General features: G+C 48.8%; 13 protein-coding genes. 7 read left to right on the top strand and 6 right to left on the bottom strand.

What is annotated here, in order from left to right; translation table 11 throughout:
- Nucleotides 1–83: 83 nt before the first annotated feature.
- Both ACZ5ZV_RS09425 and ACZ5ZV_RS09430 read right to left on the bottom strand, forming a co-directional pair.
- A complete protein-coding gene (locus ACZ5ZV_RS09425; protein ID WP_464121174.1) occupies nucleotides 84–1,280 on the bottom strand; it encodes an EAL domain-containing protein in 1,197 nt (398 codons plus the stop codon).
- Nucleotides 1,281–1,300: 20 nt separating this feature from the next.
- Nucleotides 1,301–2,755 (bottom strand): peptide ABC transporter substrate-binding protein, encoded by a 1,455-nt coding sequence (locus tag ACZ5ZV_RS09430; RefSeq protein WP_464121176.1) that lies wholly within the window; start codon nucleotides 2,753–2,755, stop codon nucleotides 1,301–1,303.
- A gap of 127 nt (nucleotides 2,756–2,882) precedes the next feature.
- On the opposite strand from ACZ5ZV_RS09430, the gene ACZ5ZV_RS09435 reads away from it, so the two are divergent.
- A complete protein-coding gene (locus ACZ5ZV_RS09435) occupies nucleotides 2,883–3,839 on the top strand; it encodes a PDZ domain-containing protein (RefSeq protein WP_464121178.1) in 957 nt (318 codons plus the stop codon).
- A gap of 1 nt (nucleotide 3,840) precedes the next feature.
- On the opposite strand, the gene ACZ5ZV_RS09440 is transcribed toward ACZ5ZV_RS09435, so the two are convergent.
- Together ACZ5ZV_RS09440 and ACZ5ZV_RS09445 are read right to left on the bottom strand one after the other, a co-directional pair.
- Nucleotides 3,841–4,281: a hypothetical protein gene (locus ACZ5ZV_RS09440; protein WP_464121180.1), complete on the bottom strand. Its 441-nt coding sequence runs from the start codon at nucleotides 4,279–4,281 to the stop codon at nucleotides 3,841–3,843.
- A 181-nt stretch (nucleotides 4,282–4,462) separates the two neighbouring features.
- On the bottom strand, nucleotides 4,463–5,629 hold the full coding sequence (locus ACZ5ZV_RS09445) for an acyl-CoA dehydrogenase (RefSeq protein ID WP_464121182.1): 1,167 nt from the start codon (nucleotides 5,627–5,629) through the stop codon (nucleotides 4,463–4,465).
- 332 nt (nucleotides 5,630–5,961) lie between these two features.
- Here ACZ5ZV_RS09445 and ACZ5ZV_RS09450 point away from each other — a divergent pair, with 332 nt between their 5' ends.
- From ACZ5ZV_RS09450 to ACZ5ZV_RS09475, 6 genes are all read left to right on the top strand, one after another.
- Nucleotides 5,962–6,624: a site-2 protease family protein gene (locus ACZ5ZV_RS09450; RefSeq protein WP_464121184.1), complete on the top strand. Its 663-nt coding sequence runs from the start codon at nucleotides 5,962–5,964 to the stop codon at nucleotides 6,622–6,624.
- A 107-nt stretch (nucleotides 6,625–6,731) separates the two neighbouring features.
- A complete protein-coding gene (locus tag ACZ5ZV_RS09455; protein WP_464121186.1) occupies nucleotides 6,732–7,736 on the top strand; it encodes a segregation and condensation protein A in 1,005 nt (334 codons plus the stop codon).
- A 9-nt stretch (nucleotides 7,737–7,745) separates the two neighbouring features.
- On the top strand, nucleotides 7,746–9,218 hold the full coding sequence (scpB, locus tag ACZ5ZV_RS09460) for an SMC-Scp complex subunit ScpB (protein WP_464121189.1): 1,473 nt from the start codon (nucleotides 7,746–7,748) through the stop codon (nucleotides 9,216–9,218).
- The gene (locus ACZ5ZV_RS09465) at nucleotides 9,193–9,771 is read left to right on the top strand and encodes a hypothetical protein (protein ID WP_464121191.1); all 579 of its coding nucleotides are present in this window, start codon (nucleotides 9,193–9,195) and stop codon (nucleotides 9,769–9,771) included. Before scpB ends, ACZ5ZV_RS09465 begins: the two co-directional genes overlap by 26 nt.
- Entirely contained in the window at nucleotides 9,768–10,688 is a 921-nt protein-coding gene (locus ACZ5ZV_RS09470) for an HTTM domain-containing protein (RefSeq protein WP_464121193.1), read from the top strand. Before ACZ5ZV_RS09465 ends, ACZ5ZV_RS09470 begins: the two co-directional genes overlap by 4 nt.
- A 199-nt stretch (nucleotides 10,689–10,887) precedes the next feature.
- The gene (locus ACZ5ZV_RS09475; protein WP_464121195.1) at nucleotides 10,888–11,376 is read left to right on the top strand and encodes a hypothetical protein; all 489 of its coding nucleotides are present in this window, start codon (nucleotides 10,888–10,890) and stop codon (nucleotides 11,374–11,376) included.
- Between the two features lie 45 nt (nucleotides 11,377–11,421).
- Here ACZ5ZV_RS09475 and ACZ5ZV_RS09480 read toward each other — a convergent pair whose 3' ends face one another.
- Nucleotides 11,422–12,384, bottom strand: coding sequence for a hypothetical protein (locus tag ACZ5ZV_RS09480; protein WP_464121197.1), 963 nt, complete (start codon nucleotides 12,382–12,384; stop codon nucleotides 11,422–11,424).
- 130 nt (nucleotides 12,385–12,514) lie between these two features.
- Nucleotides 12,515–13,513 carry a ribonucleotide-diphosphate reductase subunit beta gene (locus tag ACZ5ZV_RS09485; protein ID WP_088565253.1) on the bottom strand — a complete coding sequence of 333 codons (999 nt, stop codon included), beginning with the start codon at nucleotides 13,511–13,513 and terminating at the stop codon, nucleotides 12,515–12,517.
- Nucleotides 13,514–13,528 lie beyond the last annotated feature (15 nt).

Consider the following 13,528-nt stretch of genomic DNA (forward strand, 5'->3'; position numbering starts at 1 on the left):
GGAAGATCTCAGTTTGAGACAATAAAAAGATAGCCAAGCAAAGCTTGGCTATCTATGGAATTGGATTGGTAAAGTCAGAGGAATTAGATCAATTTCAGGAAGCGGCCCAGATCCACAGGTTTAGAGAACAAATATCCCTGACCATAGCGAGCCCCCAAAGTTTCCAGAACCAGAGCTTCTTCGTGGTGCTCGATACCTTCAGCGATGACCTCGATATCCATGGCGTGTGCCAAGTGGATGATGGAACTCACCACGGCTTTGGATTTTGGATCGCTTAAAATTTTCATCACAAACGATCGGTCGATTTTCAGGAAGCTGATCGGCATCTGAGTCAGGTATTGCAGACCCGAGAATCCGGTCCCGAAGTCATCAATGGAAATGGCATATCCCAGGCTGCGGCACTGGTTCAGGGCGTCCAGGGCAATGGCTCCATCCATCATGATTCTTTCAGTCATCTCAAGTTTGATATTCTGAGTTTGCAGATCATGCTTTTCTCGTAAATCTTCCAGATTGTTCACAAAGTCAGAATGTGTGAACTGGCGACCGGAGATATTAATACTCATCATGAAATCGTCAGACATCTTCTCTTTTTTATTTAAGCGCAACTGATCCTGAATGGTGCGCAGATCCTTCAGGGCCTGATTGATGATCCAGTGGCCAATCGGGATCACCATGGACGAATTTTCGATGATATCAATGAACAAATTAGGCGACACCAAACCGTGCTGCGGGGAATTCCAGCGCAAAAGAGCTTCACAGCCTGTGATGGTTTTGGTCTTTAGGTTTACGATGGGCTGATAGAACAGTTCAAACTCCCTGTTCTGAAAGGCCTGGAAAATCTGATTTTCAAGTTTGATCTGATCCAAGGCACTTTGGGTGCCATCGGTGCCAGCTCCGGAATTGTCGATTTCAACTTCGGACAGTCGTGCCGGACCGCCCATGTTTTTGCGGCGCAGACGCTTTAGCAGGACTCGCATCAGCAATTGGACAACTTTGTCTGCTGTGGAAACGCGCTCTAAAACCTGCTGTTTGGTGACGATCGCCAGGCGCACGTCCTCCAGCGCCCTCACGGAAGCAGAGCGATTCTGGTTGTCGATCAAAGCCATTTCACCAAAGATTTCGCCTTCACCCAGGATCGTCAGAGGGATTTCCTCTTTGTCCTTGGTCAGATAAATAAGAACCCGACCTTTTTCGATAATATAGGCACAGTCACCCTCATCACCTTCGCTGAATATAATCTGGTCTTTGTGGATATCGACGGACTGAGTTGCTTCATTCATAGATGTTTATCATAGGGTCTTTAGTGCAGGTTCGACAAGTCCAGCTGATTCATTTGATTGATTTTCCAGCCGGTAAATTCCGGCTTTGCCAGCATCGAGAAATGAATTCCACCCAAAGGGATCCACAGGTGCCGCTGCATCAGGAAGTCCATTCCGGCTTGGCACCATTTTTTCTGCTCAGCACTTTTTCGTGCCTGTGCAAGTGAGGACAAAATGCGATCGTATTCAGGGTCCTTGAGGCGGAAGTAATTTTCCGGGCTTTCCGGGGCAAATGTTTCCAGTGCGGCCAGGCAGGTCGGGCGGTCTGGAGAGACTCCTTTGCGGAACAAAGCTGGTGGAGATTTCTGCAGGATCTGCAGATAAACTTTGTTCTCTTTGGCTTCAAGATGGGTTTTAAGCCCCGCATTCTTTATCCACTGATTCTGCATCCATTCCGTGGCCCGCTTGTGATCTTCGCCGCCAAGGCTGGAAAACATGAAAGTATAAGTGCTGTTGGAAAGACCCTTTGTCACTTTCTTCAGGTCAAAATCATAACAGGGGGCTTTTTCCGGGAACCAGGAATCCGGAACGCCCACACAGCCGGGACGCCCTTCAGACGAAAAGATCTTCTGCAGTTCCACGTAGTTTAAAGAATAAATAAAGGCTCTGCGCAGATCCTCTCGATCTTTCAGCTCAGGCCCAAACCCTACATAATCCAGGCGTGTGACCGGAATCCAATGAAAATCCGGGCGCTTCTTATGGCTGGGGATAAACAGAGTTGGTAAGCGGCGCAGGAACTGCAGTTCATTCTTTTCATAAAGCTGCAGGGCCACGGTGTCTTCCTCAATGAACAGAAACTCTACCTGAGGGCGTGAAGCATGACCTCCGTGATAGCTGTTGTTGGGGAGAAGAATGATCTTTTGTCCTTTTTTCCATTCTGCCAGTTTGTAGGGACCGGAGTATGCGGAAAGATCGCTCTTGGTCGGTGCCAGAAGGAAGCTTGCCAGATTGTACTCGAAATCCGGATCGGCTTCCTGGAATTCAAAGCGCAAAGTGAGGGCGTCAGGGGTCGTGATCCCCAAAGAAGTCATTTTGGCTTTACCGAGGTAAATGTCCCGGGCATTTTTAATTTTAAAAAGTAAATCCGCACGGGGAGCCGCCGTTTTTGAATCCAGAATCTTTTTGTAAGTGCGCAGGAAGTCCTCGGCAGTCAAAGTCGAGTTGTCGCTCCATCGCAGATCCTTCTTCAGTTTACAGGTCAGAACCTGTTTTTTGTCGCGGGAGCATGAACTGCCAAGGTCTGGAACCAGTCCGGCCTTGTCATCAAAAGTGAAAACATTGCGATAAAGATTTCCCAATAAGTAGCTGGACGCTGAAGTTTTTTGTTTGTTCGGGTCCAGGCTGCCGGGCTCTGTCGCCAAGTGCAGGCGGAAGACTTTGTCAGAGGCAAAGGTCATCGAAGGGAATGCCAGAAGAAGTGCAAGGATGATTTTCATGTTTTTGATCTTAGCGTAGCGGGGCTGTGAATTGAAGCGGGAAAACGTCCTGATAAGGGGCTTTTTGTTGCAAACTTCTTGCCGCAGAAAAGTCCCTCTGCTCAGAATAAAGTTCTTAAGAGGGGTTATGTTAAAGCTTATTCTAGTGCTGACGTTGTTATTGTCATTGACGTCCTGTCGTTCTGCCTCGGTAAAGCCTGAAAATCAGGAAGCTCCCCGTATGGAAGGTTCCATTCCCAGTGGGGGCCGCTGGGCGGAGGGCAGAGGTGTTTCGGGTTGGAATGTCTTTGTGGAGCTGGAAAACAAGTCCCAAGAACTGACGCAAAAGAATCTTCTGTTAGAACTTAAAAAAGAGACCGAAAGCCAGTTGCAGGCGTTGGGATTTAAACTGGTTCCCGGCAAAGTTGACGCCCATGTTTTCATTCGCATGAGCTATTCCGAGGTCAGTTTTGCGACTGCATTTCCGTTTGAAAACGTCGGCCCACTCCCGCCAGAAACAGAAAAAGGGGATGCTCCCGCGGAGCAAATCCCGACCTCCTCGCAAAGAAGTGTGCAGGTTCTCATGGATGGAAAGTTTTATTCACTACGCTCAGAGCAGAATGAAAAAGTTGGCGATTACTACCTGACAGTTTATGCGCAGAATTATGGTGAGCGGCCACAGGATATTTATTGGATGCGCCAGCGTGGATTGGTCGGATCAGAGGCTCTTCGCAAGGCTATTGAAGAGTCCACCAAGGCATGGATCACAGGTCTGGAGACCCTCAAGAGCCGCGTGCAGGAGCATAAACAAGCCGGTCCCCCCGGGTGCCTTCCCAGGCTGGGCTTTGCCGTCGAACCGGTTTCGATAAATGGGCAGTTGAAGTACCAGGTCACCACTGTTGATAAGAAATCGCCGGCGCAGAGGGCGGGAATGCGAGTTGGGGACTTCGTGCTGGAAGTGGACTCGCACTCTTACGGTGAGTTTTCAAAAAAACCTGAATTTAATAAAGCAGCCTACAAAGACTTAAAGAAAGTGCCTTTAAAACTTTTGCGCGGAAAAAGCGAAATTGTGACCCAGATTCAGGCGCAAATGGTTTGTCAATAACCTAGGGAACCCATGGCAGTGGCAGGCGCAACAAAGTGTTGATTTGCGCTGTTGCCAAAGAGGCAGAGCCTTCAACGGTCAGTGAGACGGGGCTGTTGTTGGCATGCCCGACGACCCGAATGATGTCGCTTTCTTTGGTGATGACCAGTTTGACCGGGGTGCCTCGGGCGAATCCCTTGATTGTCTGCCCTTCAGGGGTGACAGAGAGGCTCAGAGACATCCGCTGCCCATAGGCGTATCCCGAAATCACACTTCCGTTTTCGGATTTAAGAATTTCCAACGACAGCGGTTGTCCGTCTGCGTGACCGGAAAGTTTGGTGATGGTCTGATCCTCTTGCAGACTGAGTGAAATCGGCCGGTTGTTGGCGTGACCGGAAACGCTGGCGGCTTGCGATGAAAGGGCGATCATTAACAAGGCGGGAGCGAAAATCAGAAACTTCATAAACCATCTCCTGGAACATAATTTTTGTGCGATTCTAGGCTGGTGGTTTAAGCTTTTGCAAATTTGAATTTGGTAAGACAATCAGAGATGTTTTTAAGGTTGCAGCCTTGCAACAAAAAATAAAAAAAAGCTGGGAGGTTTTGCCTCGCCAGCTTTTTTCGGAACCTGATAGAGATAAAAACTATTTATCCAATTCCATTTTTGCAATCGTTTGCAATTGCATGTTTGTTGTTCCTTCGTAGATCTGACCGATCTTAGCGTCACGCCAGAATTTCTCAACCGGATATTCTTTTGTGAAGCCGTTACCGCCGAACAAGTCGATGGCTTTGGAAGTGATTTTCTCTGCCGCGCGGGAAGAGTAAAGCTTCGCCATTGCTGCTGCCTCGATGAAGTCCTGGCCCGCGTCTTTCAAACGAGCGGCATTGTAAACCATCAAACGAGCTGCTTCCAGCTCCGTGCGCATTTCTGCCAACTGGAACTGAACACCTTGGAAGTGAGCAATCGGCTTACCGAACTGCTCGCGGCCCTTAACGTAACCCAAAGCCGCTTCGTAGGCACCTTGAGCGATACCGATCATTTGCGCACCGATACCGATACGGCCTTCGTTCAGTGTTTCAATCGCGATCTTGTAGCCTTTGCCGACTTCGCCCAAAACGTTTTCTTTTGGAACTTCGCAGTTTTCGAACAACAATTCGCAAGTGGAAGAAGCGCGGATACCCAACTTGTCTTCTTTTTTGCCTACGGTGAAGCCTTTGAAGCCGCGCTCAACGATGAACGCCGTGATGCCTTTGTAGCCCTTTTCTGGAGCCATGTTCGCGAACACGATAAAGATATTGGCCTCGTTACCGTTGGTGATCCACAATTTGGAACCATTCAGGACCCATTTGTCACCTTTGTCTTCGGCTTTCAATTTCAAGGCGAAGGCGTCAGAGCCGGAAGAGGATTCAGACAGGGCATAAGCGCCCACGGATTTGGTCGCCATTTGGCTAAGGTATTTTTCTTTCTGAGCCTCAGTGCCCCATTTCAGGAAGGCATTGGTTGTCAGAGTGTTTTGTACGTCCACAAGAACGGAAACAGAACCGTCGACGCGACCGATTTCTTCAACCGCCAGGCAGGCCATGAAGAAGGTGGAACCAGCGCCGCCCCATTTTTCAGGAGTCTCGATACCCATCAAACCCATTTCGAAAAGTTTCGTCAGGATTTCTGGGTTCATGGCCGCTTTTTCGTCCATGTGAGTGACGTGAGGTTTGATTTCAGATTCCGCGAAAGATCTTACCGCATCACGGAAAGCCACTTCGTCTTCAGAAAGTGTCGTAAGAGCGGGGCGAGCATTTAGAACATCAGACATTGAATTTCCCTTCGATCGAAAGCCACTGCCTTGGGGCCCTACCTCAGGCTGCCCCTTCGGACAGTCCTCGCGGACGTGGTCCCGTTGGGACCTACTGCTGTGGAACTTGGGTCAGTCAGACTGAGGTAGGGCCCCAAGGCAGTGGCTTTAGTTCTTGTTAAAACGTGTATGAAAAGCGGGGATGACCGTATCTGTTTTGGGGGATGATTTCAAGATTTTGAGAGGACAAGAGGGATAATTTTAACGAGCTGTGTTAGACTGATTGCACTTTAAATGTGCAACTGTTTCGCTACACTAGACAAGGGTCTAGGTGTGTTTTAGCGTGAGGGTCTATGGATTTGATGGAAATTGGTGCCAAGATCGGCGTTTACTTTATTCCTTTCCTCTTTGCGTTGTGCTTCCACGAGTTTGCACACGGATGGGTGGCGCGTCTGCGTGGTGATAACACGGCTGAACAAATGGGTCGTCTGACGATGAATCCTTTGGCGCATATGGACATGATCGGAACCTTTATCCTGCCTTTGGCGGCGATCATCTTCTCTTCGCCGATCTTCTTTGGGTGGGCAAAGCCGGTGCCGGTGAATTCCCGCAATCTGAAGAACCCCCGGGTGGATATGTTCTGGATCGCTTTGGCGGGACCACTGTCTAACATCCTGTTGGCGTGTGTGGGGGCTTTTGTCATCGCATTGGTCGCGAAGTACTACTCGTTCGGCATGTATGCCAAAGGGGCGGTGACCATCCTGCAGACGTTTATTGTGACTAATATGTTCCTGGCTTTCTTCAACCTGTTGCCGGTGCATCCTTTGGATGGTGGCAAGGTGCTGGCGCGTTTCCTGCCAGCCAGTTTGAATTATAAGCTGGAGCAAAACGAGCACATCACCAGCATGGTGCTGATGGTGCTGGTTTTAACGGGTGTCCTGCGCTTTTTGGTGGGCCCGGTTATTTGGAGCTCTGAGCGCCTGATCGGTCTTGCGATGGGCGGAGTGGGTATCTAAAAAGTTGTTGAATTAACACAAGCGGCTTGATTGAATTGTCGCCGCTTGGCTTGTGGAACGAATGCAGAACGTTCTCAAAATGAAATTGGTAGAGGGGACCATCTTTCATGAGTATTACAGTACAGTTGCCTAAATTCGAGGGACCTCTAGGGCTGCTTCTTTACCTTATCCGTAAAGAGGAAATGGACATCATGGACATCAAAGTCCATGAGATCACCAAGCAATACCTTGATTACATCAAATTGATGAAAGAACTGGATTTGGAAGTGGCAGGCGAGTTCGTGGCGATGGCTGCGACCCTGATTCAGATCAAGTCCCGCATGCTTTTGCCTCAGTATGATGAAAACGGCGAAATTGTTGAAACCGAAGACCCACGTAAAGAGCTGGTGCAAAAGCTTCTTGAGTATCAAAAGTACCAGGAGGCCGCGAAGCTTCTTTATGAGCGCCCGTTGGTGGGTCGTGACGTGTGGCTGCGCGGTATGCGTGAATCCCTGGATGAAAAGGAAGAAGAAATTGTCCTGGAGGACAACGCCTTGTTCTCTTTGATCGCCAGCTACCGCAAAATGCTTCGTTCCGTGAAAAAGAAAGTGCACCAGGTGGCGGCGAAAGCTCAGTCCATCTCCAGCCGTGTTCTGGAAATCAAAGACCGTCTGATCGTGGGTCAGAAGACCACATTGATGGAGCTTGTGACGGCGACAGAAGATCGCGCTCGTCAGGCTTTGATCACGTTCCTGTCTTTGTTGGAGTTGGGTAAAATGGGCTTTGTCGGTCTTTATCAGTCCGAGGCCTATTCTGACATCTGGGTGGATACGAAAAAGCCGATTGAAACAGACGTCCTGAGCCGTGTGGAAGAATACGACTCCATGGGTGCTGATCAGGTGGCGGCCAAAATGATGGAAGATTCAAAGAAAATCGAAGCTGACGAAGAGTTTATCCTGACAGATGCCGAAGATCTGCTGGAAGAAAACAGTCAGATCCAAATGGAATTGGGTGCTGGTCTTGCAGAAGGCACAGAGCTGGTTGAAGGCGCTGGTGCTGACGATATCGCCACGGACGACGAAATCTTGGCTGCAGAAAATGAATTATTTAAAGATGACGTGACGGAAGTGTAAGAGGGGACCATGTCTGAAGAAAAAGACGAATTGTTGAATGATGAAGTAAATCACTCCGAAGATTCTGAAATGGTGGATGCTGAAGCCGAGGAAATGTCCGACGCTGAGGACTCCTCTGATGAACTTTCTGCCGGAGACGTGGATACCGAAGCCTCTTTGTTCCTGCAAGAGGAAGAAGAAACTGAAGGTTTCCTTCCTGAAGTCAGTGAAGACGAAGTCGCTGAAATGGAAGCGGCTTCTGATGACGAAGTTTCCGTGGATGGCACTGAGCTTGACGGCTTTGATTCCGCTGAAATTGAAGAAGTCGAGTTCGTTGAAGAAGAGCGCCTGGAAAGCATCGTGGAAAGCGTTCTGTTTGCGTCTGATCGTCCGGTCAGTCTGGCGTCCTTAAAATTGCTTTTCAAGGGTACCAACATCCGCGGAGACAAAATCCGCCGCGCCCTGGATCAACTGGCGGTGGAATACGCCGGCGGCCGTCGTGGGGTGACTTTGGAAGAAGTTCCGGGTGGTTACCAGCTGCGCACTAAAATCGACAATATGGAATTCCTGAAGCGCACTTTGAAAGCTCGTCAATTCAAGCTTTCGGGGCCGGCTTTGGAAGTTCTTTCTATCGTGGCTTACAAGCAGCCAACAGTTAAAGCAGAAGTTGATGAAATCCGTGGCGTTGAGTCCGGACACTTGCTGCGCGCTTTGATGGAAAAAAATCTGGTTTGCTTTGAAGGTAAATCCGAATTGCCGGGTCGTCCTATGCAATACGGAACTACTAAGAAGTTCCTTGAAATCTTCGGCCTAAGAAGCTTGAAAGAGCTTCCGACTTTGTCTCAGATCGACGAGTTGCTGCCTGAAGGTATCGACGAACAGCAGGCTGAAGAAAAACCAACTTTGGCAATGATCACGGATTCCATGTCCGAGACCTTTGTCGGTTCTTATTCTCAAGGGGAAGAAGAATTGATGAAGATTCAAGAACAACTTGAAGATATTGCGACAACCAGCAACTTCTTCGAGGAAGAAAAACGCCGTCAGGCGGAAAAACGTGATCAGGAACGTGCGCAAAACATCCGTGATGCTTTGGCATTCGGAGAACCTGTGTCCACTCGTGATCAAAACTGGCTGACGAAGTACGACGAGGCTTTGGCAGCAGGTACGACTCTGGTAGCTTTGGCTGCCGAAAAGAAGGCCGCGGCATTCACCAAGAAACCGAAAGCTTCGATGGAAGACGGTGAAGGTGGCGAAGAGGTCTCTGCAGAAGGATCTGAAGAGACAGCTATGGAGGCTCTTGAAGAAGGTATGGAATCCACCGGTGAGGATGATTCCGACCTGGAAGAGGCTGTCGTAGCATTTGATAATGATGAAGATCAGGATGAGGCTTCAGACGACCAATTGTTCGCTGACTCTGATGACGAATCTTCTGACGAAGACGAGGAGTTGCCTTTCTTAGGTGAGGCGGACGATATTGATGAAGAAGGTGAAGCTTCTGTTTAAAGCTCTTTTGAGCTTGTGGATTGTCTATAATATCTTTGTGATGTTGGTCATGCCCAATGTAGGAGCCTACTTTGGGCGGGTCACCGCGAATGTGGTGACCCCTTATGCCAACACCGTCGGTTTGAACGCGGGCTGGAACTTCTTTTCTCCGGAACCCGCGCACCCGATGTATCTCAAATACACCGTTTATTACCCTGAATCTGAAAACCTGGAAGGCGAGACTTCTCAGGAAGAGCGTGAACCTGTCGAGGGTTTTTTCCCTATTCAAAACGACAAACGCAATATTCCCAATATCACCCACAAGCGTGAGTGGGCTTTGATGCGCTATATGGTTTTGGATGCGAAAAGACTGCGCCTTTTGATGGGGCCTTGGCTGTGCCGTCAGTACCCGGGCGCAGCTTCTATTGATATGGAACATGTGATCGAGACCATTCCGTTCTTGGATCAGGCCGTTCGTTTTCAGGATGAAAGTGTGAAGGATCTCTCCAAAGAAGTGCAGTCCGTGCGTGAGTCCGTGTCCTGCCAGGGCGGGATGGACGAGGAGAGCTTATGATCAAAAAACTCTGGGCTCAGTGGGATCAGTTCTGGTTTGCCCCGCAAAATCTGCTGGGATTGGCCTATATGCGGGTCATGCTGTGCGGAACCCTGCTTTATATGAATATCACGCGGTTCTACAATCTGGAGTTTTACACGGACTCCAGTTGGATTCCCCGCGTTCGCGCTTTGGAAGTGATGCCAGAGTTAGGGCGTCCGCTGTTCATGTGGATGTTCTGGCCAGACTCCATGAACTTTGCCATGAACTTGGTGCTGGTGATTTGCCTGGCTTTGTTGACCTTGGGCATCGGTGGCCGTTGGTTGATGTGGATCACCTGGATCATCAATGCAGGCTTCCTGCAAAGAAACTACGCGGTGAATTTTGGTGCGGATATCATCGGGGCGCTGTTCCTGTTCTATATGTCTTTCACGCAGTCCTGCGAACGGTTGAGTATTAAGAACGTGATTTTGCAGAAAACCCAATTCCGGCAGTCGGATGTGCTGAGTTCTGCGATGATCCGCATGATGCAGGTTCAGATCAGCGTAATTTATGCTTACACGGGCTGGGAAAAACTCAAAGGTGGCAGTTGGTGGGACGGCACCGCTTTATGGAGTGTGCTCGCCAATCCGCAAATGACCACGATGGATTTCTCATTCCTGCGGCACTTCCCTTGGGTTATTCCTGTCATTGGTTATGTGACCATCTTGTTTGAAATCTATTTCCCGGCGATGGTGGTCTGGCACCGCACCCGTTACTTGTGTCTGTTGGTGGGTTTGTCCTTCCATGCGGGCATTGGGATCTTTATGGGGCTGATGCCATTTGCGACAGTCATGGTTTCAACCTACTTCCTGTTTCTGGATCCACAACTGCTGGAAAAAGGTACCTGCTCACTTTTGCAGAAGCTGCGCATTAAAAGCCGAACGCCGGGCACCTAGAATCGTGTTTTCGAATTAAATGCTAAAAGGAAAATGCATGACTTGTCGCTTCTGCAAAAGTGAGCAGGTACCTTTTAGTCTCATTTTAGGACGGGTAAATTAGAAAAAATTGCTGGAGACTGTCTCTATGTGAGATAGGGGTTATGCCAATGGTTTAGTTTGCCGATGAAGATAGGTATCCTTTTTGAGTGGGGGATTTATGAGATCTTCAGTGCGGTATTTAGCAGGACTTTCGGGTCTTTGTCTGCTCGTGACGGCTTGTCAGCCGATCCAGGGGGATTCTCTATTAACAGACCGAAAAGACGACTCCAGCGCTCACACCGTCAATAAAGAACCCAAGTCTGAAGAACTGATGCTGCAGATGTATAATCCCAATATTAACATGACCAGCACGGACACCAAGGCCGAAGTCACAGGTGAATGTTACGTGTCCACCTATCCCTCACACTCCATCATAGTTCTAAATGGCAGTACGCCATTGCCGGTGACAGATCTGAATTCGAACACGCCACTGAATTCTGGCTACGGGACCTGTCGCAATGGAAGATTCAACATTCTGGTCAATATCACGTCACTGGCCTCTCCGGCCGTTCACGCTTTGCGACTTTATTTGCAGGCCCGCGATGCGGACGGGAACGTGGTTATTAATGAGGCCCGTGGAGCCCCACAATTCAATCTTAGCAAGTAATAGAATCTTATCAGTGAAAGAACAGACAACGACTTTAATGAAACCCTAAAGGGTGAAGTTAAAGTCGTTTTTTAGTTTAAGAGGGGCTTCCTGATCCTTGGATTCAAGAATCAGAGTGTCTTTTAACTGCAGGTCGCGGATAAAATCGGCGCGACGGTGTAACGGTATCTCTGTGGCTGTCACATTGGAGAAAGTCGAATTAAACGGAGTCTTCAACAGACTTTTTTCCTGATGCTCTGTGGAGGTCAAGGTTTCGAGAATTTCCAAAGCCAGTTCTTTTTGTGTGGAGTTGACCGGAATGGCGGCTCCCCAGATCAAAAGCGCACTCAAGTAGGGATGGGAGCTTTCTTTGAACTCACGATTCAAAGGAGTTTCGACAGCTCCTTCATCACTGGTTTTTGAAAGTTGATCGAGCTGTAAAGTCAGGATTCTTTTTTGTGAAACCTGATCCCAGAGTCCCTGCTCCTTCCAGACCTGGAAATGTTTTAACAACAAATCCTCGTCCGCCAGCAAGAAAAGAAAACTTTCCTTTTTGTTTTTCAGGAAGTCCAGGAATGTTTCGTCCAGCGGCGTATCGATGCCGGTTTTGATCCAGTAAAAAGGCAAAAAGTAAAAATCTTCAGGCTTTTTACTTTTCACAAAATCCGAAGCCACTCGCTGTAAAAGCTCACCACGATTTCCTGCCGTATTGGCCAGAAGGTTCTGATGTGCCAGGGTGTTGGCCCAGTAAGAAGGCAGGAAAATCAAATCAGCAGAAGGGCTGGCCACCACATTCGCCAGCATGGATTCCCAGTCGCGAGTGACAGTCACTGAGAAGCGAACATGCAGTTCCTCTTCCAATTCCTGGCGCAGACTTTCGGGAAAAAGAATTTCATCAGTGGTCAAAACCTGAACTTTAATTGGACTGACAAAATAGGATCTAGAAATGCCTTGGGGCAGGACTCCGTGTAGAAATCCCACCCCCATGCAGATTAGAAAAAATAAGATCCAAAGAATGTTGCTTTTCAAAAATGTTCCTTAAAGCAGTCCAGCTTGCGCACCTGCCGGTGCTCCAGCCTCCTCGGCGGAGCCGAAGTCCAGCCTCCTCGGCGGAGCCGGAGTCCAGCTTCCTCGGCGGAGTCGGTCACGACAGAGCCGCTTAGAACGCTTCGTCGAAGGCAACGGCGCCGGATACGCCTGTTTGGTAGGCGGAAACGCGTCTTTCGAAGAAGTTGGCTAGTTCTTGCATGTCCTGAAGTTCCATGAAGATGAACGGATTTTTCACGTTGTAGCGTGGAGCAATGTTCAAGCTTTCAAGGCGTTGATCAGCGCAGTACTCAAGATATTGTCTCATGTCTTTCGCAGACAATCCTGCAACACCCAGGTTTAGTACGTCGTGAGCAAATTCCATCTCGCACTCGATGGCGTCTTCAAGCATTTGCACAACCATGTCTTCCATTTGCTGGTTGAACAATTCTGGTTCTTCTTTGCGAGCTGTTTTAACAACTTCGATCGCAAAAGCCATGTGCATGGACTCATCACGGAAGACCCAGTTGGTACCAGACGCCAAACCGGCCAAAAGACCTTTGGAGCGCAGGAAGTAAACGTAAGCAAACGCTGCATAGAAGAACAAACCTTCCACGCAAGTTGCGAAGCAGATCAGGTTCATCAGGAAGCGGCGACGATCTTCGATCGTGTTTAGCTCATTCAGCTCGTTGATGGAATCAATCCATTTGTAGCAGAAGTCCGCTTTCTTTTTGATGGACGGGATGTTTTCAACAGCGGCGAAAGCCTCAGCGCGTTCATCTGGATTTGGAATGTAGTTGTCCAAAAGTGTCAGATAGAACTGAACGTGCAAGGCTTCTTCATAAAGCTGACGGGACAAGTACATGCGACCCTCTGGAGAGTTCACGTGCTTGTAAAGGTTCAATACCAGGTTGTTCCCCACGATAGAGTCACCCGTTGCGAAGAAAGCCACCAAACGACGGATCAGATGTTTTTCTGATTCGGTCATTTTAGAGTGCAAGTCCACAAGGTCTGTAGAGAAATCAACTTCATCTACAGTCCAGGTGTTTTTGATCCCGTTTTTGTACATTTCGTAGAAAACAGGGTATTTCATTGGGCGCAAAGTCAGATTAAAGCCAGGATCTAGAATCATAAAAATCTCCAAAAA

The organism is Bdellovibrio sp. HAGR004 (genome assembly GCF_055397015.1).